Source organism: Pseudooceanicola sp. NS-SX9 (assembly GCF_057380705.1).
On sequence record NZ_CM170818.1, the window covers coordinates 1504902 to 1529435 of the forward strand.

The 24534-nt window shown below is 67.6% G+C and carries 23 protein-coding genes; 12 read left to right on the top strand and 11 right to left on the bottom strand.

Features of this window, described 5'->3' with window-relative positions:
• Positions 1 to 48 precede the first annotated feature (48 nt).
• A complete protein-coding gene (locus AC2ITM_RS07140) occupies positions 49 to 1440 on the top strand; it encodes a PQQ-like beta-propeller repeat protein (protein WP_486469129.1) in 1392 nt (463 codons plus the stop codon).
• Between the two features lie 96 nt (positions 1441 to 1536).
• Complete coding sequence (gene der, locus AC2ITM_RS07145) at positions 1537 to 3084, top strand: ribosome biogenesis GTPase Der (protein WP_486469130.1); 1548 nt, start codon at positions 1537 to 1539, stop codon at positions 3082 to 3084.
• Positions 3085 to 3173: 89 nt separating this feature from the next.
• Here the strand turns inward: der and AC2ITM_RS07150 are convergent, their stop codons facing one another.
• From AC2ITM_RS07150 to htpX, 3 genes are all read right to left on the bottom strand, one after another.
• Positions 3174 to 3893 carry a hypothetical protein gene (locus AC2ITM_RS07150; RefSeq protein ID WP_486469131.1) on the bottom strand — a complete coding sequence of 240 codons (720 nt, stop codon included), beginning with the start codon at positions 3891 to 3893 and terminating at the stop codon, positions 3174 to 3176.
• Positions 3894 to 3981: 88 nt separating this feature from the next.
• Entirely contained in the window at positions 3982 to 5274 is a 1293-nt protein-coding gene (serS, locus tag AC2ITM_RS07155; protein WP_486469132.1) for a serine--tRNA ligase, read from the bottom strand.
• Between the two features lie 78 nt (positions 5275 to 5352).
• Complete coding sequence (gene htpX, locus AC2ITM_RS07160; protein WP_486469133.1) at positions 5353 to 6312, bottom strand: zinc metalloprotease HtpX; 960 nt, start codon at positions 6310 to 6312, stop codon at positions 5353 to 5355.
• Positions 6313 to 6641: 329 nt separating this feature from the next.
• Here htpX and yajC point away from each other — a divergent pair, with 329 nt between their 5' ends.
• The 9 genes from yajC (at position 6642) to AC2ITM_RS07205 (ending at position 13087) form a co-directional block, all read left to right on the top strand.
• Positions 6642 to 6935, top strand: a complete 294-nt coding sequence (yajC, locus tag AC2ITM_RS07165) for a preprotein translocase subunit YajC (RefSeq protein ID WP_486469134.1) — start codon at positions 6642 to 6644, stop codon at positions 6933 to 6935.
• 36 nt (positions 6936 to 6971) lie between these two features.
• Positions 6972 to 8624, top strand: a complete 1653-nt coding sequence (secD, locus tag AC2ITM_RS07170) for a protein translocase subunit SecD (protein WP_486469135.1) — start codon at positions 6972 to 6974, stop codon at positions 8622 to 8624.
• A gap of 1 nt (position 8625) precedes the next feature.
• Entirely contained in the window at positions 8626 to 9588 is a 963-nt protein-coding gene (gene secF / locus AC2ITM_RS07175) for a protein translocase subunit SecF (RefSeq protein WP_486469136.1), read from the top strand.
• 122 nt (positions 9589 to 9710) lie between these two features.
• The gene (locus AC2ITM_RS07180; RefSeq protein ID WP_486469137.1) at positions 9711 to 10073 is read left to right on the top strand and encodes an Mth938-like domain-containing protein; all 363 of its coding nucleotides are present in this window, start codon (positions 9711 to 9713) and stop codon (positions 10071 to 10073) included.
• Between the two features lie 271 nt (positions 10074 to 10344).
• Positions 10345 to 10962 (top strand): heme ABC exporter ATP-binding protein CcmA, encoded by a 618-nt coding sequence (gene ccmA / locus AC2ITM_RS07185; protein ID WP_486469138.1) that lies wholly within the window; start codon positions 10345 to 10347, stop codon positions 10960 to 10962.
• A complete protein-coding gene (gene ccmB, locus AC2ITM_RS07190) occupies positions 10959 to 11615 on the top strand; it encodes a heme exporter protein CcmB (protein WP_486469139.1) in 657 nt (218 codons plus the stop codon). Before ccmA ends, ccmB begins: the two co-directional genes overlap by 4 nt.
• Before the next feature lie 41 nt (positions 11616 to 11656).
• Entirely contained in the window at positions 11657 to 12388 is a 732-nt protein-coding gene (locus AC2ITM_RS07195) for a heme ABC transporter permease (protein WP_486469140.1), read from the top strand.
• Complete coding sequence (gene ccmD / locus AC2ITM_RS07200; RefSeq protein ID WP_486469141.1) at positions 12385 to 12558, top strand: heme exporter protein CcmD; 174 nt, start codon at positions 12385 to 12387, stop codon at positions 12556 to 12558. The genes AC2ITM_RS07195 and ccmD overlap by 4 nt, the downstream gene beginning before the upstream one ends.
• The gene (locus AC2ITM_RS07205; RefSeq protein WP_486469142.1) at positions 12548 to 13087 is read left to right on the top strand and encodes a DsbE family thiol:disulfide interchange protein; all 540 of its coding nucleotides are present in this window, start codon (positions 12548 to 12550) and stop codon (positions 13085 to 13087) included. The genes ccmD and AC2ITM_RS07205 overlap by 11 nt, the downstream gene beginning before the upstream one ends.
• A gap of 276 nt (positions 13088 to 13363) precedes the next feature.
• Here the strand turns inward: AC2ITM_RS07205 and acnA are convergent, their stop codons facing one another.
• Positions 13364 to 16111 carry an aconitate hydratase AcnA gene (gene acnA, locus AC2ITM_RS07210; RefSeq protein WP_486469143.1) on the bottom strand — a complete coding sequence of 916 codons (2748 nt, stop codon included), beginning with the start codon at positions 16109 to 16111 and terminating at the stop codon, positions 13364 to 13366.
• Positions 16112 to 16403: 292 nt separating this feature from the next.
• On the opposite strand from acnA, the gene AC2ITM_RS07215 reads away from it, so the two are divergent.
• Complete coding sequence (locus AC2ITM_RS07215; protein WP_486469144.1) at positions 16404 to 17270, top strand: DUF1223 domain-containing protein; 867 nt, start codon at positions 16404 to 16406, stop codon at positions 17268 to 17270.
• Positions 17271 to 17819: 549 nt separating this feature from the next.
• On the opposite strand, the gene AC2ITM_RS07220 is transcribed toward AC2ITM_RS07215, so the two are convergent.
• The 7 genes from AC2ITM_RS07220 to AC2ITM_RS07250 all read right to left on the bottom strand — a co-directional run bounded on the left by AC2ITM_RS07220 (position 17820) and on the right by AC2ITM_RS07250 (position 24528).
• Positions 17820 to 18710 carry a lysophospholipid acyltransferase family protein gene (locus AC2ITM_RS07220; RefSeq protein ID WP_486469145.1) on the bottom strand — a complete coding sequence of 297 codons (891 nt, stop codon included), beginning with the start codon at positions 18708 to 18710 and terminating at the stop codon, positions 17820 to 17822.
• 3 nt (positions 18711 to 18713) lie between these two features.
• Positions 18714 to 19613: a DMT family transporter gene (locus AC2ITM_RS07225; protein ID WP_486469146.1), complete on the bottom strand. Its 900-nt coding sequence runs from the start codon at positions 19611 to 19613 to the stop codon at positions 18714 to 18716.
• Positions 19614 to 19707: 94 nt separating this feature from the next.
• The gene (locus tag AC2ITM_RS07230) at positions 19708 to 20889 is read right to left on the bottom strand and encodes an MFS transporter (protein ID WP_486469147.1); all 1182 of its coding nucleotides are present in this window, start codon (positions 20887 to 20889) and stop codon (positions 19708 to 19710) included.
• Between the two features lie 200 nt (positions 20890 to 21089).
• Complete coding sequence (locus AC2ITM_RS07235) at positions 21090 to 21398, bottom strand: hypothetical protein (RefSeq protein ID WP_486469148.1); 309 nt, start codon at positions 21396 to 21398, stop codon at positions 21090 to 21092.
• A gap of 201 nt (positions 21399 to 21599) precedes the next feature.
• Positions 21600 to 22283, bottom strand: a complete 684-nt coding sequence (locus AC2ITM_RS07240; protein ID WP_486469149.1) for an aspartate/glutamate racemase family protein — start codon at positions 22281 to 22283, stop codon at positions 21600 to 21602.
• The gene (locus AC2ITM_RS07245; RefSeq protein ID WP_486469150.1) at positions 22259 to 23206 is read right to left on the bottom strand and encodes a hypothetical protein; all 948 of its coding nucleotides are present in this window, start codon (positions 23204 to 23206) and stop codon (positions 22259 to 22261) included. The genes AC2ITM_RS07240 and AC2ITM_RS07245 overlap by 25 nt, the downstream gene beginning before the upstream one ends.
• The gene (locus AC2ITM_RS07250) at positions 23203 to 24528 is read right to left on the bottom strand and encodes a TRAP transporter large permease (protein WP_486469405.1); all 1326 of its coding nucleotides are present in this window, start codon (positions 24526 to 24528) and stop codon (positions 23203 to 23205) included. The genes AC2ITM_RS07245 and AC2ITM_RS07250 overlap by 4 nt, the downstream gene beginning before the upstream one ends.
• Between the last annotated feature and the right edge of the window lie 6 nt (positions 24529 to 24534).

Sequence of the window (24534 nt, forward strand, 5' to 3'; positions counted from 1 at the left end):
GTCGCGTGAGGCGGCGCTGCGTAACAGAAGACAGGGCAAGGGCAGGCAATGGCGAAAGCGGAAACGGCTTCGGAACTTCGGGGCGGTGCGGATACGCGGAAACGGCAGCTTTCCGGCCGCGCGACCATGGGGCTGACACTGCTGGCAGTCCTGGGCATGAGCGCCTGCTCGGAGCCCAAGACCTATCTGCAGGGCACCCGTCTGCCGCCGCGTGCGGTGATGACCGATCTGGTGCCGGGCGACATTCCCGAAAAACCGGTGAACCAGGTGCGCGCGATCAGCCTGCCGAAGGCGGTCGTGAATGCTGACTGGACGCAGGACAGCGGTTCGCCTGCGACGCGCACGACCAACCCGGCGCTGGCGGCCCATCCGCAGCTGGCCTGGAGCGCCCAGATCGGCGCCGGCCAGACCCGCAAGACCCGCATCACCGGCCGCCCGGTGGTGGTGGGCAACGTTATCTTCACTCAGGATGCCCTGGGGCAGGTGGTCGCCACCTCGACCGCGGGCGCGCGGCTGTGGCAGGCCTCGGTCGCGCCGGCGGGCGTCGATCCGATGAAGGGCTCGGGCGGGGCGCTGGCCTATGGCGACGGCAAGCTGTTCGCGACCTCGGGCTTTGGCACGCTGACCGCGATGGATCCGGCGACCGGCCGCCAGCTGTGGCAGCAAAAGCTGCTGGCCTCGGCCACGGGGGCGCCGAGCATCGCCGGCAAGCTGGTCTATGTCACCGCAGGGGAAGACGAGGCCTGGGCCATCAACACCGATGACGGCCGCGTCGAATGGACCGTCTCGGCCACCCCCGATCCCGACAATTTCGCCGGTGCGCCGGCGGCGGCGGTCAATGACCAATACGCGGTCTTCGGCTTTGGCTCGGGCCAGGTCGAGGGCGTCTTCCGCAAGGGCGGCATGCGGCTGTGGAACACCCCGGTTTCGGGGCGGCGCAACGGCTTTGCCCGGGCCAACATGTCCGACATCACCGGCGCCCCGGTGATCGAGGGCAACACCGTCTACGTCGGCAACCAGGCCGGCCGCATGGTGGCGCTGAACCTGACCGACGGCAGCCGCAAATGGACGGCTGACGAAGGCCCGATGAACCCGGCCTGGGTGGCGGGCGGTTCGGTCTTCATCACCACCGACATGAACGAGCTGGTGCGCCTGGATGCCGCCACCGGCAAGCGGATCTGGGGCGTGCAGCTGCCCTTCTACGTGCCCGAGAAGAAGGCCAAGAAGATCGACGCGATCTATGCCCAGTTCGGTCCGGTTCTGGCGGGCGGCCATCTGGTGGTGGCGTCCTCGGGCGGCGATCTGCGCTTCTTCGATCCGACCTCGGGGGCGCTGCTGTACACGGTGGCCATTCCCGGTGGTGCCGCCAGCGCGCCGGTGGTGGCGGGGGGCACGCTTTACCTCCTGTCCAAGGACGGCACCCTGCTGGCCTATCGCTAAGCCGGAACATCCTTGCGATCTGCTGAACGGCCCCCCTTTCCGGGGGCCGTTGTTTCGTGTATCGGGGGCGTTCGAAACCGCAGCCGGAGCAGCCCGATGTCCTTCACCCTAGCCATTGTCGGCCGCCCGAACGTCGGCAAGTCGACCCTTTTCAACCGGCTGGTCGGCAAGCGTCTGGCGCTGGTGGACGACCAGCCGGGCGTCACCCGCGACCTGCGCGAAGGCGATGCCAAGCTGGGCGATATCCGCTTTACCGTGATCGACACCGCGGGCCTGGAAGAGGCCACGGACGAAAGCCTGCAGGGCCGGATGCGCAAGCTGACGGAACGCGCGGTGGACATGGCGGATGTGTGCCTGTTCATGATCGACGCCCGCGCCGGTGTCACCTCGACCGACCAGGTCTTTGCCGAGATCCTGCGCAAGCGCGCCGCCCGCGTGCTGCTGGCCGCCAACAAGTCCGAGGGCGCGGCCGCGGATGCGGGTGTGCTGGAGGCCTATGGCCTGGGCCTGGGCGAGCCGCTGCGCATCTCGGCCGAACATGGCGAGGGCATGAGCGAGCTTTACAGCGCGCTGATGCCGATTGCCGATGAATTCGAGGAAAAGGCCTCGGAGGTCGAGACCCTCGCCCCGGAGATGGATATCGACCTGCCCGAGGAAGACGGCGAGGAGGAAGCCGGCGAAGCGGCCTGGCTGCCCTCGGATGAGCGTCCGCTGCAGGTTGCGGTGGTGGGCCGTCCGAATGCCGGGAAATCGACGCTGATCAACAAGATCCTGGGCGAGGACCGGCTGCTGACCGGCCCCGAGGCCGGGATCACGCGCGACTCGATCTCGTTGCGGGTGGACTGGGACGGCGTGCCGGTGAAGATCTTCGACACCGCAGGCATGCGCAAGAAGGCCAAGGTGCAGGACAAGGTCGAGAAGCTTTCCGTGTCTGACGGTCTGCGCGCGGTCAAGTTTGCCGAGGTCGTGGTGGTGCTGCTGGATGCGGCCATCCCGTTCGAGCAGCAGGACCTGCGGATCGCCGACCTGGCCGAGCGCGAGGGCCGCGCGGTGGTCGTGGCGGTCAACAAGTGGGACATCGAGGACGAGAAGCAGGAAAAGCTGAAGGCGCTGAAAGAGGCCTTCGAGCGTCTGCTGCCGCAGCTGCGCGGGGCGCCGCTGGTGACGGTTTCGGCGAAGACGGGGCGCGGCCTTGACCGGCTGCGCGAGGCGATCCTGCGCGCCCATGCGACCTGGAACCGCCGGGTGTCGACCGGCCAGCTGAACCGCTGGCTGGCGGTGATGCTGGAGCAGCACCCGCCGCCCGCCCCCCAGGGCCGCCGCATCCGCCTGCGCTACATGACCCAGGCCAAGACCCGGCCGCCGCAGTTCGTGGTGATGTGCAGCCATCCCGACAAGCTGCCCGACAGCTATTCGCGCTATCTGGTGAACGGGCTGCGCAGCGATTTCGACATGCCGGGGACGCCGATCCGTCTGTTCATGCGCGGGCAGGGTGACAAGAACCCCTATCAGGCGAAGAAGAAATCGACGCCCTCGCGGCTGCGCAAGCACCTGGGCAAACCGCCGGCGGATACCAAGCCCACCCGGCAGGGGCGCCGTCCGTCGGGGGGCCGTCCGCTGGGGCGCAAGCCGCCGAAACCCTGATCCCGTTCACGGGCGGGGAAGGGGGGCGCTGCCCCCCCGGTGCTGCGCACCTCCCCCCCGGAGTATTTTTGGTCAGATGAGAGAACCTGTCAGCCGCGGAAGCGGCTGATTTCGCGTGCGGTGAGGGTGGCAAGAAGCGCCAGCATCGCCAGCGACAGGGCCGCGAAGGCAAGCCGGCCGGCTTCGGCATTGGCGGTCAGGATGCCGAGCGCGGCCCAGAGCATGGCGCCCAGGTAGAAGGGCCGCGGCGAGGCGCTGAAGCGCAGCGTGGCCAGGGTGAGGAGGGCTGCGAGCGCCAGGAAGGCGGCGTGGATCGGCTGGACCGGCGTGCCGCCGTAGCCCGTGACCACCACCGCCGTTGCCACCGGTGAGGCCGCCGTCAGCCAGCCCGCGTAGAGCCCGAGCGGCGCCTGCAGCAGGAAGCGGTCGGTGAGGGGGGCATGGGCCAGCGCCTTGAGCGCGGTGGCCAGCATGATCCAGATCATCACCGTGGCCGCTATGGGCGAGACATTGGCGACCGGGATCCAGGCGGCTCCGATCACCAGCGAGGCCAGCAGCCAGCCGCGCGGCGCGTCCCAGGCCGGATCCTGCGCGCGTTTCAGCAGGCCGAAGACCGCCATCACCAGCAGCCAGCCGTAGATCAGGGTCCAGATCACCGCGAAGGTCAGCCCGATGGGCTGGATCGGCGGGCTGTTCTGCGGCACCGGGAACTGTTCCGGGGTGAAGCCTGCAAAGCCCGGCGACAGCACGGGCGAGAGGATGAAGGCTGCGGTGGCCAGCAGGATCAGCAGGGCTTTGAGGCGAGGCATGGGGACTCCGGGTCTTTGCGGGGGGATACGCAAACGGCCCCGGCGTGGATCACCGGGGCCGCGTTTCGCGCGTCTGCGACGGGGGGCGTCAGGCCAGCTGGCCCTCGGCCGTCAGCGTCAGCTTGCCGCCAAGGTAGCGCGACAGGACCTCGGGCAGCTTGACCGAGCCGTCTTCCTGCTGGCCGTTTTCCAGCACTGCGATCAGGCAGCGCCCGACCGCCAGCCCCGAGCCGTTCAGCGTGTGGACGAATTCGGGCTTGCCGCCGCCTGCGGGCTTGAAGCGGGCATTCATCCGGCGGGCCTGGAAATCGCCGCAGACCGAGACCGAGGAGATCTCTCGGTAGGTGTTCTGACCGGGCAGCCAGACCTCGATGTCATGGGTGCGGCGGGCGCCAAAGCCCATGTCGCCGGTGCACAAAGCCACGGTGCGGTAGGCCAGCCCGAGGCGTTCCAGGATGCCCTGGGCGCATTCGGTCATCCGGTCGAGTTCGGCGCGCGAGGCGTCGGGATGGGTGATCGAGACCATCTCGACCTTTTCGAACTGGTGCTGGCGCAGCATGCCGGCGGTGTCGCGACCGGCCGAGCCTGCCTCGGAGCGGAAGCACTGGGTATGGGCGACCATGCGTTTCGGCAGGGCGGCTTCGTCCAGCGTGTCGCCGTTCACCGTGTTGGTCAGCGTCACCTCGGCGGTGGGCACCAGCCACCAGCCCTCGCGGGTCTGATAGCTGTCCTCGCCGAATTTCGGCAGCTGGCCGGTGCCGTACATCATCTCCTCCAGCACCAGGACCGGGGTCCAGGTTTCGGTCAGGCCGTTGTCGTCCACATGGGTGTCCAGCATGAACTGCGCCAGCGCCCGGTGGATGCGCGCCACGGCACCTTGCAGCACGACGAACCGCGCGCCCGAGAGTTTCGCGGCGGTCTCGAAATCCATGCCCGGAAGGACGCCGGGGATCTGGTAATGTTCCCTGGGCGCGAAGGACAGCGCGGGCGGGGTGCCCCAGCGGCGGATCTCGACATTGTCGTTTTCATCCTTGCCGTCGGGCACGTCGTCGAAGGGCAGGTTGGGGATGCCCATCAGCAGATCGGTCAGCTGGGCGTCAAGCTCCTTGGCTTCGGCCTGCATGGCGGCAACGGCGGATTTCTTTTCCGCCACCAGCGCGCGCAGGCGCTCGAACTCGGCCTCGTCGCCCTTGGCCTTGGCGGCGCCCACCAGCTTGGAGGCGGCGTTCTGTTCGGCCTGCGCGGTTTCCGCCTCGCGGATCTTGGTGCGGCGCGCCTCGTCGAGGGCCAGAACCTCCGACGACATGCCCGAGGCTCCGCGGCGGGACAGGGCGGCGTCGAAGGCGGCCGGGTTGTCGCGGATGGTACGGATGTCATGCATGTCGGGCACTCCAGATTACGATTCGTGCCCGACTTATGCCGGATTTGAACGCCCAGTGTAACCGCGCTTGGCGTGCGGTCAGTTCCAGGGGGTGCGGCGGTTCGACCGGCCTGTTTTCGGGATGTCCGCAAGGCCCCGCTTGCCGCTGCGCGGGATCGAACTGGGGCTGACTTCATCGGCGGGACGGGGGGCGGGACGGCGCGCCATGCCCTCGGCCATCTTGACCAGTTCGGCGACGCGGTTCTCGGTCGCGGGGTGGGTGGCAAAGAGGTTGTCGCGGCCGCCGCCGTGCAGCGGGTTGATGATGAACATATGGGCGGTGGCGGGGTGGCGTTCGGCGGCCGCGTTGTCGACATGGGCGGCGCCTTCCTGGATGCGCTCCAGCGCCGAGGCCAGCCACAGCGGGTTGCCGCAGATTTCCGCCCCCGCCCGGTCGGCCGCATATTCGCGCGTGCGCGAGATCGCCATCTGCACCAGTGCCGCCGCGATCGGCGCCAGGATCATCATCGCCAGGCTGCCCAGAAGGCCCATGCGTTCGCGCGAGCCGCCGAAGAACAGCGCGAAATTCGCCAGCATCGAGATCGCCCCGGCGAAGGTCGCCGTCACCGTCATGATCAGCGTGTCGCGGTTGCGGATATGCGCCAGCTCATGCGCGATGACGCCCGAGAGTTCCTCTCGGGACAGGCGGCGCACCAGGCCCGCGGTCATGGCGACGGCGGCCTTGTCGGGGGACCGGCCGGTGGCAAAGGCATTGGGCTGGTCAGTGTCGATCATGTAGACGGCGGGCACAGGCAGCCCGGCATTGGCGGCCAGCTGCGCCACCAGATCATGCAGCCCCTGGGCATCGCGGGGCGCGATCGGGCGGGCATTGTGCATCTTCAGCACCATGCTGTCCGAGTTCCACCAGGTGAACAGGTTCATCATCGCGGCCACCACCAGCGCCACCACCATGCCGCCGCTGCCGCCCATCAGATAGCCCAGGCCCATGAAAAGCGCGGTCATCGCCGCCATCAGCAGGGCCGTCTTGAAATAACCCATGGTCCGTTCCTTTGGTTGGGGCCCCGCTTGGGGGGGGCCGGATCCGATATAGGCGGCCGGGCGCGGCGTGCAACCGCGCAGCGCCCGGGCATCCACACCGGGCTGTGAAGTTTCGTCATCGCCCGCAGGCCTTTCGCATGCCGCCACGGCACCTGGCGAAAAGATGCGTAAACGCTGGATAGGAAGGGGTCGCGCACCATCTGGGGCAGGGCGTGGCATCTCGGCATCACAGCTTGCAATCCCCGGGCACCGCACATAGGTTCCGGCCAATTTCGCGGGGGTTCCCCGTGGCCCATAACGACAGCCAAACCTGACAGAAGGACGCCCCCATGCAAGGCAACGCAATTGCGCAGTTTCTGCCGCTGATCCTGATCTTCGCGATCATGTATTTCCTGCTGATCCGCCCGCAGCAGAAGAAGATGAAGGATCACCGCAACATGGTGGAAAACGTGCGCCGCGGTGATCAGGTCGTCACGCAGGGCGGCATCATCGGCAAGGTCGCCAAGGTCAAGGAAGACGGCGAGATCGAGGTCGAGATCGCCGAGGGCGTCAAGGTCCGCATCCTGAAAAGCACGCTCGCAAGCGTGATTTCCAAGACCGAGCCCGCGGCCGAAGCCAAGTAATACCGCCGTCAGGCGCACAGGAAAGGGCAGGTCCATATGCTGCACATCGAGACGTGGAAACGGGTCCTGATCTGGGGGCTTGTCGCCCTTGGTCTGCTGCTGGCCCTGCCCAATGCCTTCTACGGGCGCGTGGAAGGCTACAACACCCAGGTGCAGGCCGCCGAAAAGGCCGGCACCGATCCCAAGGCCGCCACCGGCTGGGTCGGCTGGCTGCCGCATGGCCTGGTGAACCTGGGCCTTGACCTGCGGGGCGGCGCGCATCTGCTGGCCGAGGTTCGCACTGCGGATGTCTACAAGACCCGGATGGAGGCCCTCTGGCCCGAGGTCCGCGACCTGCTGCGCACCCACCGCGACGAGGTCGGCACCATCCGCCTGCAACCCACCACCGACGGTACGCTGAAGATCCGCATCGGCAATGCCGATGGCATGGACAAGGCGATCGCCTATGTGAAGACGCTGGCGCAGCCCGTCAGCAGCCTGACCGCAGCAGGTGCCAGCGATCTGGCCGTCACCGGCGCGGGCGACGTGCTGACCGTGCAGCTGTCGGAGGCCGAGAAGGCCGCAACCGATGACCGCACCGTCAAGCAGAGCCTTGAAATCATTCGCCGCCGCATCGACGAGGTCGGCACCCGCGAACCCACCATTCAGCGCGAGGGCACCGACCGCATCCTGATCGAGGTCCCCGGCCTTGGCTCCGCGCAGGAGCTGAAGGATATCATCGGCACCACCGCGCAGCTGACCTTCCAGCCGGTCGTCAGCCGCACCACCGACAAGGATACCGCCGTCGAGGCCGGGCAGGAACTGCTGCCGGCGGAAGACGAGAAGGGCATCTACTACCTGCTGGAAAGCGCCCCCGTGGTCTCGGGCGAGGATCTGACCGACGCCCAGCCCACCTTCGACCAGAACGGTGCGCCTGCGGTCAGCTTCCGCTTCAACCCCTCGGGCGCGCGCCGCTTCGGCGACTATACCGCCGCCAACATCGGCAGCCCCTTCGCCATCGTGCTGGACGGCAAGGTGATTTCCGCCCCCGTCATCCAGGCGCATATCGCCGGCGGCTCGGGCATCATCACCGGCAACTTCTCGGTCGAGCAGAGCACCAACCTGGCGGTTCTGCTGAGGGCGGGCGCGCTGCCGGCGGGCCTGGATTTCCTGGAAGAACGCACCATCGGTCCCGAGCTTGGCGCCGATTCGATCAACGCCGGCAAGATCGCCTCGATCGTTGCGGCGGTCTGCGTGCTGGGCTTCATGACCGCCTCCTACGGGCTGTTCGGGATCTTCGCCAACATCGCGCTGATCATCAACATCGGCCTGATCCTGGGCATCCTGTCGACCATCGGCGCGACGCTGACGCTGCCCGGCATCGCCGGGATCGTGCTGACCATCGGTACCGCGGTCGACGCCAACGTGCTGATCTTCGAACGCATCCGCGAAGAGCTGAAGACCGCCAAGGGTCCCGCCCGCGCCATCGAGCTGGGCTATGACCGGGCGCTGTCGGCCATCGTCGATGCCAACATCACCACCTTCATCATCGCGGTAATCCTCTTCGTGCTGGGCACCGGCTCGGTCCAGGGCTTTGCCGTGACGCTGGCAATCGGCATCGTGACCTCGGTCTTCACCGCGGTCTATGTCACCCGGCTCTTGATGGTCATGTGGTTCGAACGGGTCCGCCCCAAGACGATCGAGGTGTAAGATGCGCAAACTGAAACTGGTACCCGAAGTCACCAACTACGACTTCTTCAAGCTGCGCAGCGTGACCTTCGGGGTCTCGGTCGTGGCGGTGATCGCCTCGATCATCCTGTGGGCCACGCTGGGGCTGAATTTCGGCATCGACTTCCGCGGCGGCTCGACCATCCGGACGCAGTCGGAACAGGCGGTGGACGTGGGCAAGTACCGCGCCGCCATCGATCCGCTGGGCCTGGGCGACGTGGTCATTTCCGAGGTCTTCGGCACTTCGGCTCACGTGGCCTCGGTGCGCATCCAGGTGCAGAAGGGCCAGCAGAGCGTCACCCCCGAGACCGTCGACAAGGTCGAGAAGGCGCTGCAGGGCGTCGATCCCTCGATCAAGTTCACCTCGGTCGACTCGGTCGGGCCGAAGGTTTCGGGCGAGCTGGTGAAGACCGCCTTCCTGGCGGTGGGCACCTCTCTGATCGCGATCCTGCTCTATGTGTGGCTGCGCTTCGAATGGCAGTTCGCGGTGGGCGCCGTGGTGGCGCTGTTCCATGATGTGCTGGTGACCATCGGCATCTTCGCGCTGTTCCAGATCAAGTTCGACCTGACCACCATCGCGGCGCTGCTGACCATCATCGGCTATTCGATCAACGACACGGTGGTGATCTTCGACCGGCTGCGGGAAAACCTGCGCAAGTACAAGACCAAGCCGCTGATCGACGTGATGAACCTCTCGGTCAACGAAACGCTGTCGCGCACGGTGATGACCTCGGGGACGACGCTGCTGGCGCTGATCCCGCTGCTGGTGCTGGGGGGCGACGTGATCCGTGGCTTCGTCTTCGCCATCACCTGGGGCGTGATCGTGGGGACCTATTCCTCGGTCTATGTGGCCAAGAACATCGTGCTGTGGCTGGGCGTGAAACGCGACTGGTCGAAGAAGTCGAACGGCGGCAAGGGCAACCAGTTCGCCAATATCGACGCCTGACCGGCAACCGGATGTGATCACCAAGGGCCGTCGCGGCATCCCCGCGGCGGCCCTTGCACGTCTGGCCATCCCGATGGTGCGCGGCTAGTCTGGGGGCCCATCCGCACGAAAGGTCCCCCGAGATGCGCCTGACCGAGATCGATTACGACAACGCGCGCCCCATCGACGGCTACGGCCCCGGCTTCTTCCGGGTGGCGGGACATGCGCATCACGGTGCTGTCCTGGTCACCGCCAACGAGGTCCTGCCCTGGCAGGGTCTTTCCGACATCGGGCTGCTGCTGGAATATGCCGGCCAGCTCGACGTGTTGTTTGTCGGCACCGGCGCCGAGATCGCCCATGTGCCCACAGCCTTCCGCGAGGCGCTGGAGGCGGCGGGCATCGGTGTCGAACCCATGGCGTCTCCGGCGGCCTGCCGGACCTTCAACGTGCTCCTCTCGGAGGGCCGGCGTGTCGCTGCAGCGCTTCTGCCGGTCGCTGCGCCCTGAACGGCCGTTGTGGCGGTGGCTGCGTGGCGATGCCTCCGGCGGGAGTATTTGAGGCCAGATGACAGGGAACGCGGCGTGCCTATCGCGCCCGGCGCTGTTTCTTCGAAAGGCAACCGCCTGCCGGCAGGGCGCGACGTGGTTCTCTCATCTGGCCATAAATACTCCCGCCGGAGGCGGACCTGCGGCGACGCTGCGGCATCCTGGCCGCGGGATGCGGGGGCCATGTCCCATGCCTCTTCCTCCCGGGGAGCGGCTGGGATAAGGCTCGGCCATGGAATGTCGTATCCAGGATCTGTCTGTCGCCCGAGGAGGCGTGCCGCTCCTTGAGGGGGTATCGTTTTCCGTTTCGGCCGGAGAGGCGCTGGTGCTGCGCGGTCCGAACGGCGCGGGCAAGACCACGCTGCTGCGGGTTCTGGCCGGGCTGCAGCCTGCGCTCTCGGGGAAGGTGAATCTGCCTGAGGAGGGTGTCGCCTATGCCAGCCATGCCGACGGCCTGAAAACCCAGCTGAGTGTCACCGAGAACCTGCGATTCTGGGCTGCGGTCCATGGCTCTGGCGACATAGCCGAGGCGCTGGCCCGCTTCGATCTGGATGCGCTGCGCGATCGGCAGGCGGGCAACCTGTCGGCCGGGCAGAAGCGGCGGCTGGGGCTGGCGCGGCTGCTGGTGACCGGGCGGCCGCTGTGGCTGCTGGATGAGCCGACAGTGTCGCTCGATGCGGCTTCCGTGGGCCTCTTTGCGGGGGTGGTGCGGGATCATCTGGCGCGTGGTGGCGCTGCGATCATTGCCACCCATATCGACCTCGGCCTGCCCGAAGCCCGCGTGCTGGATCTTGGTGCCTGCCGGGCAAGGCGGCCTCAGCTTGATGATTTCGACGAGGCCTTCCTGTGATTGCCCTTCTGCTTCGTGACCTGAAACTGGCGATCCGGGCGGGCGGAGGCTTTGGTCTGGGGCTGGCGTTCTTCCTGATCCTGGTGGCGCTGGTGCCCTTCGGGGTCGGTCCCGAAACCGAGCTGCTGTCACGCATTGCCCCCGGCATCCTGTGGATCGGCGCGCTTTTGGCCTGCCTTCTGTCCCTGGACCGCATCTTTGCGCTGGACCGCGAGGATGGCAGCCTGGATCTGCTGGCCACCGCGCCACTGCCGCTGGAGGGGATCGTCTTCGTCAAGGCCCTCGCGCATTGGCTGACCACCGGCGTGCCGCTGGTGCTGGTGGCACCCGTTCTCGGGCTGTTGCTGAACCTGCCCTGGCCCGGGCATCTGTGGCTGGTGGTCAGCCTTGCGCTTGGCACGCCCGCGCTCAGCATGATCGGCACCTTCGGAGCAGCGTTGACGGTGGGGCTGAAACGCGGCGGCCTGCTCCTCAGCCTGCTGGTGCTGCCGCTTTACGTGCCGACGCTGATCTTCGGCGCCGAGGTGGCGCGGCGCGGGGCCGAGGGCCAGCCGCTGGAAACGCCGCTGTTGATGCTGGCGGGGGTGTCGCTGGGCACGGTGGCGCTGCTGCCCTTCGCCGCAGCTGCCGTCCTGCGCGTCAACCTGCGATGATGTGATTGTCAGCCGCTCGGCTGAGGCGGTAGGAGAGGGCCATGAACTCGATCTGGGAATACGCGAACCCGCGCAAATTCATCGCCACGGCTGACCGGGTGCTGCCCTGGGTGACCGGGCTGGCCATCCTTGCCCTGGCCGGAGGCCTGGTCTGGGGCTTCTTCCTGACGCCCGACGATTACCGGCAGGGCTCGACCGTCAAGATCATCTACCTGCATGTGCCGGCGGCGATCATGGCGATCAACGCCTGGTTCATGATGCTGTTCGCCTCGCTGATCTGGTTGGTCCGGCGGCATCACGTCAGCGCGCTTGCTGCACGCGCCGCCGCGCCGGTGGGCGCGGTGATGACAGTGATCGCGCTGATCACCGGGGCGATCTGGGGGCAGCCGATGTGGGGCACCTGGTGGGCCTGGGACCCGCGGCTGACATCCTTCCTGATCCTGTTTCTGTTCTACCTGGGCTACATTGCCCTCTGGGCCGCGATCGAGGATGACGACACCGCAGCCGACCTGACCGCCATCCTGTGCATCGTCGGATCGGTCTTCGCGGTGCTCAGCCGTTACGCGGTGAACTTCTGGAACCAGGGGCTGCATCAGGGGGCGTCGCTGTCGCTGGACGGGCCGCAGCACGTGGCCAATGTCTTCTACTACCCGCTGATCACCTGCATCGGCGGCTTCATGGCGCTGTTCTTGGCGCTGGTGCTGGTGCGCACCAAGACCGAGATCCGGGCCCGCCGGATGCGCGCCCTGCTGACAAGAGAGCGGATGGGATGATGCCAGATCTGGGGAAATACGAGGCCTCGGTGCTGTCGGCCTATGCCGTGGCGCTGGTGCTGCTGGCGGGGCTGGTGGCGATCAGCCTGCTGCGGGCGCGCCATGTCCGCCGCCGCCTGGACGAAGTCGAAAGCCGCGGCCGCGCCGCCCGGAGGCAAGATGCGCGTTAGACCCCTGATGATCCTGCCGCCGCTGATCTTTGCGGCGCTGGCGGGCGTGTTCCTGTGGGGCATGAACCGCAAGGACCCCGAAGCGCTGCCATCGATGATCGTCGGCAAGGAGGCCCCCGGGGTCCAGCTCAGCCAACTTGGCGACGGGGCGCCCTTCGATGACGCGACGCTGCGCGACGGCCAGGTCAAGCTGGTGAACTTCTTCGCCAGCTGGTGCGCCCCCTGCCGGGTCGAGCATCCCAACCTCGAAGCCATTGCCGAACGCGGCGAAGTGCCGATTTACGGCGTGAATTACAAGGATGATCCGACAAAAGCCACGGCCTTCCTGAAAGAGCTGGGCAACCCCTATATGGCGCTCGGAGCGGATCCGGAAGGTCGCATGGCCATCAACTGGGGCCTCTACGGCGTGCCGGAAACCTACGTGATCGACGGCAAGGGCAAGGTGCTGCTGCGCTTTGCCGGACCGATCACCGAACGGGTGCTGAAGGAAACGATCGAACCTGCCATCGCCAAGGCCAAGGCCGACTGAACATTCGGCCCGCGCAAGCGCGTCCCGACCCTCCGGGGGGAGTATTTGGGGTCAGATGAAAGAACCTTTGGTCCTTTGGTGCCAAAGACGCTGCCAGGAGAAGGCTGGGGCGTTTCATGTTGCGGGACCGGGTTCCCTGTCATCTGACCGGAAATACTCCGGGGGGTGAACTGGCCGCAGGCCAGGAGGGGGGCAGCGCCCCCCCTTGCTACGCCCGCCGCAGGCGCAACGAAAAGGGGCCCCGCGGGGCCCCTTTGATGTCTCGGGCGGCCGGCCTCAGGAGGCTTTCGCCAGGTCCCGCAGCACGTAGTGCAGCACGCCGCCGTGCTCGACATATTCTTTCTCGATCGCGGTATCGATCCGGCATTTCAGCGTGATCGTCTTTTCGCTGCCGTCGCCGTAGGTGATCGTGCAGGGCACTTCCGCCAGTGGCGTCACCGTGTCGAGCCCTGTGATCGAGACCGTCTCGTCGCCCTTCAGCCCAAGCGTCTTGCGGGTGTCGCCGCCGGTGAACTCGAACGGGATGACGCCCATGCCGACCAGGTTGGATCGGTGGATGCGCTCGAAGCTTTCCGCGATCACCGCCTTGACGCCCAGCAGGTTGGTGCCCTTCGCCGCCCAGTCGCGCGAGGAGCCCGCGCCGTATTGTTCGCCGCCGAAGATCACCAGAGGCGTGCCCGCATCCATGTATTCCATGGCCGCGTCGTAGATCGAGGTCTGTTCGCCGTCCGGCCCCTTGGTATAGCCGCCCTCGACGCCGTCCAGCATCTCGTTCTTGATGCGGATGTTGGCGAAGGTGCCGCGCATCATCACCTCGTGGTTGCCGCGCCGCGAGCCGTAGGAGTTGAACTCTCGCACGGGGACCTGGTGCTCCAGCAGGTACTTGCCGGCGGGGGTCGTGTCCTTGAAAGAGCCCGCGGGCGAGATGTGGTCGGTGGTGATCATGTCGCCCAGGATCGCCAGCACCTTGGCGCCTTCGAGGTTGCTGATCGTGCCGGCTTCCTTGCCCATGCCCTGGAAATAGGGCGGGTTCTGGATATAGGTCGAGGTCGGCGGCCAGTCATAGGTTTCCCCGCCCGAGACCTCGACGCCCTGCCATTTCTCGTCGCCCTTGAAGACATCGGCGTATTTCTCGATGAAGGCTTCGCGGGTGACGACCTTCTGGACCAGTTCGGCGATCTCGGCATCCGAGGGCCAGATGTCCTTCAGGTACACGTCCTTGCCGTCCGGCGTCTGGGCGATGGGATCATTCGCCAGGTCGATGTTCATGTCGCCGGCCAGCGCATAGGCCACCACGAGGGGCGGCGAGGCCAGGTAGTTGGCGCGCACGTCGGGGGAAATCCGGCCCTCGAAGTTGCGGTTGCCCGACAGCACGGCCGTGGCGATCAGGTCGGCATCGTTGATGGCCTTGCTGATCTCGGGTTGCAGGGGGCCCGAGTTGCCGATGCAGGTGGTGCAGCCGTAGCCCACCAGGTTGAAGCCCACGGCATCAAGGTGTTCCTGAAGGCCTGCGGCCTCGAGGTATTCCGTCACCACCTGGGATCCCGGCGCCAGCGAGGTCTTGACCCAGGGCTTGCGGTTCAGGCCCAGCTCATGCGCCTTCTTGGCCACCAGACCCGCGCCGATCAGCACATAGGGGTTCGAGGTGTTGGTGCAGGACGTGATCGAGGCGATCACCACCGAGCCGTCGTTCAGTTTGTAGTCCTCGCCCTCGACCGAGGTCGATTTCAGGCCCGGGCGCGCCAGCGTCGCCACGTCGCCCTCGGCGGCCATGTCCTCGGCCGCGGCCGAGGCATCGCCACCGCGGAAGCCCGCGACGACCTTCTTGAAGGCGCCGGCGGCGGTGTCCAGCGCCAGGTAATCCTGCGGCCGTTTCGGCCCCGAGATCGCCGGCACGATGGTGCCCATGTCCAGTTCCAGCGTCGAGCTGTAGATCGGATCGTAATCCGTGCCGCGCCAGAAGCCGTTTTCCTTGGCATAGGCCTCGACCAGGGCGATACGGTCCTTGTCGCGGCCCGTCTGTTCCAGATAGCGCAGGGTTTCCGCGTCGATCGGGAAGAAGCCGCAGGTGGCGCCGTATTCGGGGGCCATGTTGGCAATGGTGGCGCGCTGCGCCAGCGGCAGGTTGTCGAGGCCATCGCCGTAGAATTCGACGAACTTGCCCACCACGCCGTGCTTGCGCAGCATCTCGACGACCTTCAGCACCAGGTCGGTGCCGGTGGTGCCCTCGACCATGGCGCCGGTCAGCTTGAAGCCCACGACCTCGGGGATCAGCATCGACACGGGCTGGCCCAGCATGGCGGCCTCGGCCTCGATCCCGCCGACGCCCCAGCCCAGCACGGCCGCGCCGTTGACCATGGTGGTGTGGCTGTCGGTGCCGACCAGCGTATCGGGATAGGCCACCGGATCGCCGTTCTGGTCGGTGTCGGTCCAGACGGTCTGCGCCAGGTATTCCAGGTTCACCTGGTGGCAGATGCCGGTGCCCGGGGGCACGACGCGGAAGTTCTCGAACGCGGTCTGGCCCCATTTCAGGAACTGGTAGCGTTCCATGTTGCGTTCATATTCGCGGTCCACGTTCATCTGGAAGGCGCGCGGATTGCCGAATTCGTCGATCATGACGGAGTGGTCGATCACCAGGTCGACGGGCACCAGCGGGTTGATCTTCTTGGCGTCACCGCCCAGGCCCAGGATGCCGTCGCGCATCGCGGCCAGGTCGACCACGGCCGGAACGCCGGTGAAGTCCTGCATCAGCACGCGGGCCGGGCGATAGGCGATCTCGACCGGGTTCTGGCCGCCCTTCTTGCCCCAGTCGGAAAACGCCTTGATGTCGTCGACGGAAACGGTCTTGCCGTCCTCGAAACGCAGCATGTTCTCCAGCACGACCTTGAGGGCCGCGGGCAGCTTGGCGAATTCGCCAAGTCCGGCCGCCTCGGCCGCGGGGATCGAATAATAGGCAAAGCTCTTGTCACCGACGGTCAGCGTCTTGCGCGTGCCCGAGGTGTCCTGTCCGACTACGATGGTCATGGAGATGGCTCCCTTCCAACATGATTGAGAGGTTCGTGCTGTGCAAAGATGTGGCGCAACACCCCCGATGGATCAAGGGCCGTTCCGGAAAATTTGTATACCTTTGTGCACTAAAGGTGGAAACATGGAGGCCGCAGGGCGCTTTGGGACCGGCTGCGGGCATTTGTCGCTGCGGGCGTTACCGCAAGATCACGCGAGCGCATCGCGTGGCACTCTCGCAAAACGTTGATTGGCGGGAGACCGCTCAAGAGGGTAGGTATCCTGCGATCGGAACGACCGGAGATCCCTTCCCATGACGATGCGACGCGGGGCAGTCCTTATGCTGGCAGGGGCCATTCTGGCGGTTTCCCTTGGGGGGATCGGCCCGGCCCATGCCCAGGGGGCCCCGGGGCCGGGGATGGGCGGACCCGGCGGGCCGGGGGTGCGGCATCCGATCGGCGGCGGCGCGGGCTTTTCCGGGGTCGGACTGTCGTTCGGCGTCACCCCGGGCAGCCTGCCGGTACCGTCGAAATCAGGACATTCCCCTGTCGTGGTCGAGCTTTATACCTCGCAGGGGTGTTCGGCCTGTCCGCCGGCAGACAAGCTGATGCAGCAGCTGGCCGACCGGCCCGATGTGCTGCCGCTGGCACTGCATGTCGATTACTGGGATTATCTGGGCTGGAAGGATGACTTTGCCCAGGCGGCCTTTACCCAGCGGCAAAAGGATTATGCCGCGGCCCATGGCAAGCGGATGATCTACACGCCGCAGATGGTCGTCGATGGCACCACCTTCGTGAAGGGCGCGCGCCCCATGGCCCTGGCCGAGAACATCGCCAGCGCCATGACCCTGCCGCAGCACTACAGCCTGAGCGTCGCCAAGCTGCCGAACGGCCATTATCAGGTGCAGGCCCAGGCGCTTGGCACTGACGGGCCCAAGGGCGGCCTGGTGCTGGAGCTGGTGCATTACATGCCGCGCCAGAGCGTCAGCATCCTGCGCGGCGAGAATGCCGGGACCGAGCTCGATTACGTCAACGTGGTGACCTATTGGGGCCCGGTGACCGAATGGGATGGCAGCAGCCCGCTGAATGTCGAGGTGACGCCGCAGAAGGACATGCCCGGGGCGGTGCTGCTGCAGCGCGACGGCATGGGCGCGATCGAGGCCGCAGCGCGCTTGCCGTAAGGGCCTGCCTTCGCGCCCGCGCTACCGGTTCATTGGCCTTAGGCGGTGACCGGACTCAAGGGGCGTCAGGATCGGAAGACGCCTGTCTGTCTTGGGGCTTGCCCATGGCCGGTGCCGCCCTTGGCCGCGCCATCGGGTCAGGGAAACCGGCCCGGATCAACACCCGCAGGGATCAGAAAAGGGCCTGTCTGCTCTGGTGCCAGCCGCGTGCCAACCACCCGTCGACCGAAGGGATCCGGCCCGGGGCACGAGGGCCGCCGGGATCGTCAGGCGCTTGGCTGTCTTGGGGCTTGCCCGCGTCCCGTGCCGCAAACCTGCGGTTTCGGGACATCGTCACGGGTCCGGCGCGCCCCGGGCGCCGGACAAGAGGCCGGGGCCGACAGGCGCATGCAGGTCACCTGAGGCCTGGGTCATGGCATCCCGTGACGCCTGACCCCGCCAAATGGTCTGCTCGGGGGGGCCGCATGGGCGTGATCCGGGGGGGCGGGGGCGCCCGCATGGGCCTGATCCCGGTGCGCCGCCCTGGTTTCGGGGCCCTTCGCGGCGCGTCTAGCGCGCGCCGTCGGCCTTCCAGCGGCGGTGGATCCAGAACCATTGCTCGGGATGGGCGCGGACCTGCGCCTCAAGGGAATCGGTCATCGCCTGGGTCATGGTCTGGGCATCGGTGACGGGGATCGGCTTTTCCATGTGCAGCTCAAAGCTCAGCCCGTCGGGCTGGCGGATGCCGTAGCCGGGCATCAGCAGGGCATCGTATTTCAGCGCCATTTCGGCGGCCGACTGGGCGGTCTTGACCCGGTGGCCGAAGAAGGTGCCATCCACCCCTTGGGCAAAATGCTGGTCGTGCAGGATGGCGATCATGTTGCCTTCGCGCAGGAAACGCACCATCTCTGCCAGCCCCCGGCGCGAGCGCGGGAAGATCGGTGCCGAAATCCCGTTCAGCGCTGCCGACCAGTGGCGTTCGGAATAAAGGTTGTTGAGCGGCCGGTAGATCGCCCCCACCGGTCCGAACCGCTGCGCCACGGCCGAGCGCGTCGCATCCCAGTTGCCGAAATGACCCGAGACGAAGACCACGGGGCGGCGCGCGGCGCGGGCCTCTTCCAGATGCGGAACCCCCGGGCCGGTCAGCGGCGTGTCGCGCAGGTGCCGCGCCAGGTCGGGCCCCGAGTAGATCTCGGCGAAGGTGCGGCCGAAATGCTCGGGCACGGCATGGGTCAGGCGGGTGACCTCGGCCTCGGGCAGCTCGGGCCAGGCATGGGCCAGGTTGCGGCGGATGCGGCTGCGCCAGCCCGCCAGCGGCGCGGCGGCGGACAGGAAATGCCCCATCATCGGCACGCGGCGCTCATAGGGCAGGGCCCGCGCGACACGCAGCGCCACGTCCAGCGGCAGGTTGAGCAGGTACTGTCCGGCGCGGGTGCGCAGCGGCAGGTCGCTTGGGTCCATGGGTCAGAGCCCTTCCGGTGGCATCTTCACTTCGGCCGCGGACGAGGGGCGCAGTCCGCGGGTTTCTCGATGCCAGACATAGACGCCAGCCGCCACGACGACAAGCGCACCGACCATGGTCCAGTGATCCGGCAGTTCCCCGAAGATCACGAACCCGATGATCGTGGCATTGATCAGGCCCACATAGCTGAAGGGCGCCAGCATCGCGGCCTCGCCCAGGGTCAGGGCGCGGATCATGAAAAGCTGCCCCAGCGTGCCCAGGGCCGCGATCATCAGCATCAGCGCCGCCCCCTTTGCCGAGGGCATCTGCCAGTGGAAGGGCGCCAGCACCGTCATCACGATGGTGCCCAGCAGCGCCGCGTAGAACAGTGAGGTCCAGGGATCCTCGCGGTGGCCGATGAAGCGCGTGGCCAGCGCAAATCCCGCATAGCATCCCGCCGCCCCCAGCGGCAGCAGCGCCTCAAGCGAGATCACGCCGGCGCCGGGCCGGATGATGATCAGCGCGCCGCACAGGCCCGCCGCGATGCCCGCCAGGCGGCGCGGGCCCAGCCGTTCGCCCAGCACCAGCGCCGCGCCCAGGGTGATCAGCACGGGGTTGATGTCCATGATGGCGGTGTTCTCGGCCAGCCCCAGCACGGTCAGGCCGGTGAAGAACAGCGTCGTCGCCCCCAGCTGGAAGGCCGAGCGCATCGCCTGCAGTTTCGGGAAATTCGTCCGCGCGACCTGAGGCAGCCGACGCGGGCCCACCAGCGCGATCACCACCAGCGCCTGGCCGGTGTAGCGCGCCCAGAGCGCCATATAGGGGCTGCTTTCCGCCGCCAGGGCCTTGGCGGTGGCATCCATCGACGACATGCACAGCACGGCCAGGATCATCATCAGGATGGCGCGGCTTTGCTGCGGCATGGTCCTCTCTCCGGGCCCGGCATGGGCCGGAGGGCGACGCTAGGGGGCCCCCCGGCCTGCGTCCAGAGGACGAGCCCGCAAGGGCGCCCTCGCGTTATTGGCGCGTGCGGCGCCACAGCACCAGCATCGCCAGCAGCGACAGTGCGGCACCGGCCAGGAAGGGGGCGGCGGGCCCGGCGCCGGTCCACAGGGCCCCGGCGGCCAGGTTTCCGGCCATCATCACCAGCCCGCTGACCAGGTTGAAGGTGCCAAAGGCGGTGCCCTGCCGGTCATCGGGCACCGTGCGGGCCAGCATCGAGCCCAGCAACCCCTGGGAAAAGCCCATGTGCAGCCCCCACAGCACCGTGCCCAGCACGAAGACCGCGACGGATCCGTTCAGCGCCAGGCACAGATGCGCCAGCGCCAGGAACCCCAGGCTGATCAGCAGCAGCCCGCGCGGGCCCCGGCGGTCCGACAGCCGTCCCACCGGATAGGCCGCCGCGCCATAGGCCAGATGCAGCACCACCAGCGCCAGCGGCACCAGCACCGGCGACAGCCCGGCATCCAGGGCGCGCAGCAGCAGGAAGGCCTCGCTGAAGCGCGCCAGCAGGATCAGCACGGCCAGCGCGATGACCCGGCGCGCGGCGGCGGGCAGCTCGCGCGCGGCGCTCAGGCGCAAGCGCGCCTTTGGGCGCCGTGGCGCCGGGGCGGCATCGCGCAGCCCGAAGATCAGCAGCAGCACTGCCGCGATCCCCGGCAGCACCGCCAGCCAGAACACCAGCCGGATCTGCCCGCCGCTCAGCGCCATGGCGGCGACGGCCAGCAGCGGCCCGGCAAAGCCGCCGACGGTATCAAGCGCCTTGCGCAGGCCGAAGGCTGCGCCGCGGATCTGGGGCGGGGTGGCGGCGGCGATCATCGCATCACGCGGCGCGCCGCGAATGCCCTTGCCGACCCGGTCGGTGGCCCGCGCCAGCACCACCCAGTCAAGGCTGGCCGCCATCGGCAGCAGCAGCCTTGAGGCCGCCGACAGCCCGTAGCCCAGGATCGCCAGCCGTCGCGGCCGCCCGGCATGGTCGGCCCAAAGCCCCGAGAGGTAGCGCACCAGCGTCGCCACGGCGACCGACAGCCCCTCGATGGCGCCAATGCTGAGGACCGAGGCCCCCAGTTCGGTGGCCAGAAACAGCGGCATCAGGCTGAGCGTCAGTTCGGACGACACATCGGTCAGCAGGCTGACAAAGCCCAGCACCCAGACGGGGGCGGGGATCTTCGGGCGGGCGGCGGAACGGGAGGGCGGCATGTCGGGCATCGGGTCCTGGGCCAGGGGGGCGGGGCCACAGAACCATGTCGCAGGGCGCTGCGCCAGCGCGAGGTGACGCACAAAACGCGAAACCCCCCGTGGTCCGGCTCCGGCCAGGGATGCCTGGCGCGGAAGGGGACCCCGGGGGGTTACGTCAGGGGCGGCGCGATCCTGCGGAGATCGCGGGGCCCGGTCGGATCTTAGCGTTCGTCAGCCGCGTTGATCGAGGTCGCGACGCTGGGATATTGCGTCAGCGTGAAGTGATCGGCGGCGCTCAGGCCACGTGCGGCGCGTTCGGTCGTGGGCAGCAGGGCTGCGGAACGGGTTTCCACGGTGCCGGTGGTCAGCGAGACTTTCTCGCTCACGATGCCTTCCGAGGCGGGCTGAGCATAGATCACCGAGGCGGGAACCTGCACGGTGGTGTAGGCGGCGGCATCGGTGTTGGCGAAAGCGGCGCCGGCGGTCAGGGTGACGAGAGCGGCGGTCAGTGCGGTTGCTGCGAGTTTCATGATCTTATCCTTCGGTTTCTTATGTGACGCTTCAGTCTGCGTCTTGTGAGGGTCAGATAGACCCGCCCGCCGCCGGGGATTAGTCGCGATTTGTCGATTTCAAAGTTCGAGAAAACAGAACTTTTACATTCAACCTCGGGTTATCTGTGCAAAATCGCACCATTCCACCCCTTGAAACGGTTCGCGCTCCGGTGGTGGGGCCTATCCCGGATGCACCAGCCGCGCCGCATCCAGGATCGAGACCACCGGCCGCCCCGTGGCACGGGCGATTGCGGCGGCATAGGGGGGCAGGTTGCCGCATTCCAGCAGCAGCACCGCGACCTCGGGGGCGCGGGCGATCAGGGCGCGGGCGGCGGCGGTGACCTCGGCCTCCATCGCGGCCGGGTCAAAGGCCTGGTTCTGTGCGCAGCGCGGGCTCAGGAAGGTGCCGGCGAACAGCGCGCTGTCCTGCAGGCCCTGGATGCGGACCTGGTCGGGCGGCGTGCGGGCGGCGGCCAGGGCCTGCGCGCCAAGGGCGGTGGCGCTGGCGGTCAGGATGCCGACCGGGCGGCCCGCGCACATCAGCGTCAGGCTGGGCAGCAGGCACAGCCCCGACAGCACCACCGGCACCGGCAGCGCCGCCGCGATCTCCTCCTGGACCGAGATCAGGAAGCCGCAGGTCGAGGTGATCAGGCAGGCGCCCTCGTCCACCAGCGTGCGGGCGGCCTGCAGAAAGCCTTCGACCAGCGCCGGGTCGGGGCGGCCGTTGCGCACGATCCTGGGGCTGTCGGCGCCCTGCACGACACGCACGCGGGCGGGCAGGTGGTAGCTGCCCGGATGGCCCGCATCGCCCGGAATGCGGGGAAAGCGGGTGTCGAGGCTCAGGATTCCGATGAAGGGCTGCATGGGCGTCGGGGCCTTTCGGCAAAGGAGAACACGAGGGGCGTCGCATAGACCGGGCATTGCAGCGCCGCGACGAAGAGGGTCAGCGTCGGATCGAAGGGCAACGAGGCCAGCACGATCGAGACATTGCGGTTGCCGAAGACCAGCCCCAGGGCACGGGCGGCGGGGCCGGGCAGCAGCGGCCGCGACAGGGCGCGGATCATCAGGTTGCCGCCGTAGTTCAGCACCAGCGCCAGCCCCAGCAGCCCGAGCGCCAGATGCGGCTGCTGCGCCACCGTCCCCCGGGTGCCCGCCAGCAGCGGAAACAGGAACGAGATCATCGCCAGCGCCGCCAGGCCGTTCAGGATCTCGGGGTTGCGGGCGATGCGGTCCTGGCCGGCGATGCGCTGGATCGCCAGCCCCAGCACGATGCCGCCCGCCAGCATCCCCAGCACCTTCAGCGCCACCTGACCGACCGAGGCCTCGAAGCTGAGGCCCGAGATGGCCAGCGCCAGCGGCATCAGCACCGGCGCGAGCAGCGTGCCCAGCAGCGTCAGCCGCAGCGCCAGGGTGAAATCATAGCCCAGCATCAGCGCCAGGTTCGGCGCGGAACTGAGCGGCGAGGCCGCGCAGAAGGCGACGATCAGCACCAGGACCTCGGGGTTCAGGCCGAAGGCCCGGCCCAGCGTCACCGCCAGCAGCGCCAGCCCCACCTGGCACAGCGCCAGCCAGCCCGCCATGACCAGCGTCGCGCGGGGGGCAAAGACGCGGGCCAGGGTGGCACGGTCGGTGGGCTGGCGCGCGGCGCCAAGCGCCGTCACCAGCACCACCAGCCAGGGCAGCAGGGGCCTCAGCTGATCGGCGCCCACCGGCAGGAAGGGCACCACCACGAAGCCCAGCACCAGCAGCGCCGAGGCATGGCGGCCCAGCCAGACCAGCACGCTCACTGGTGCGCCTGCACGACATGGGGCAGCCAGGTCGCGATCCCGGGGAAGGCCACCAGGATGCCCACCATCAGCACCATGATCAGGAACATCGGCAGCGCGGTGCGCGCGATATAGGCCATGTCGTGGCGGGTCATGCTTTGCAGCACGAACAGGTTGAAGCCCACCGGCGGGGTGATCTGCGCCATCTCGACCACGACGACGATGAAGATGCCGAACCAGATCAGGTCGATGCCGGCGGCGCGGATCATCGGGTCGATGATCGCCATGGTCAGCACCACGGCGGAAATCCCGTCCAGGAACATGCCGATGATGATGTAGAACACCGTCAGCGCCGCGATCAGCATCACCGGCGACAGATGCATCCCGGCGATCACCTGCGCCAGCGCCCGCGGCACCCCGGTAAAGCCCATGGCCAGGGTCAGGAAGCTGGCGCCCATCAGGATCAGCGCGATCATCGCCGAGGTCCGCGTGGCACCCAGCAGGCTTTCCTTCAGCGCCGTCCGCGTCAGTGACCCCTGCAGCCCTGCCAGCAGCAGCGCGCCCAGCACGCCGAAGGCGGCGGCCTCGGTCGCGGTGGCAAGGCCCAGATACATCGAGCCGATGACCACCGTGATCAGCACGATCACCGGGATCAGCAGCAGCGAGGCACGCAGCTTCTCCCTCAGGCTCATCCGGGCGTCGGGTTCGGGCACTTGTTCGGGGCGCAGGATCGACCAGCCGGCGATGTAGCTCATGAACAGCAGGGCCAGAACGATGCCGGGGATGATGCCGGCCATGAACAGGCTGGTGATGCTTTGCTGGACGGTGACGCCATAGACGATCAGCGTCATCGAGGGCGGGATCATCAGCCCCAGCGTGGCCGCACCCGCCAGGGTGCCGACGATCATGTGTTCGGGATAGCCGCGGCGGCGCAGCTCGGGGATCGACATCTTGCCGACCGTGGTCAGCGTTGCGGCCGATGACCCCGAGACGGCGGCGAAGACCGTGCAGCCCACCACGTTGGAATGCAGCAGCCCCCCGGGAAAGCGTCCCAGCCATGGCGCCAGGCCCTTGAACATGTCCTCGGACAGGCGGGTGCGGTACAGGATTTCCCCCATCCAGATGAACAGCGGCAACGAGGTCAGCGTCCAGCTGGAAGCCGAGGACCACACCGTGATCGACATCGAGCTGCCGGGATTGCGCGGCGTGAAGCCGATCATGCCCATGTAGGCCACCCCCATCAGCGCCAGCCCGACCCACAGGCCGGTGCCCAGCAGGAAGAACATGACGAACAGGAAGACGCCGATCTTCAGCCCCGTGGCATTGCGGTCAAAGCCCGTCATCAGATG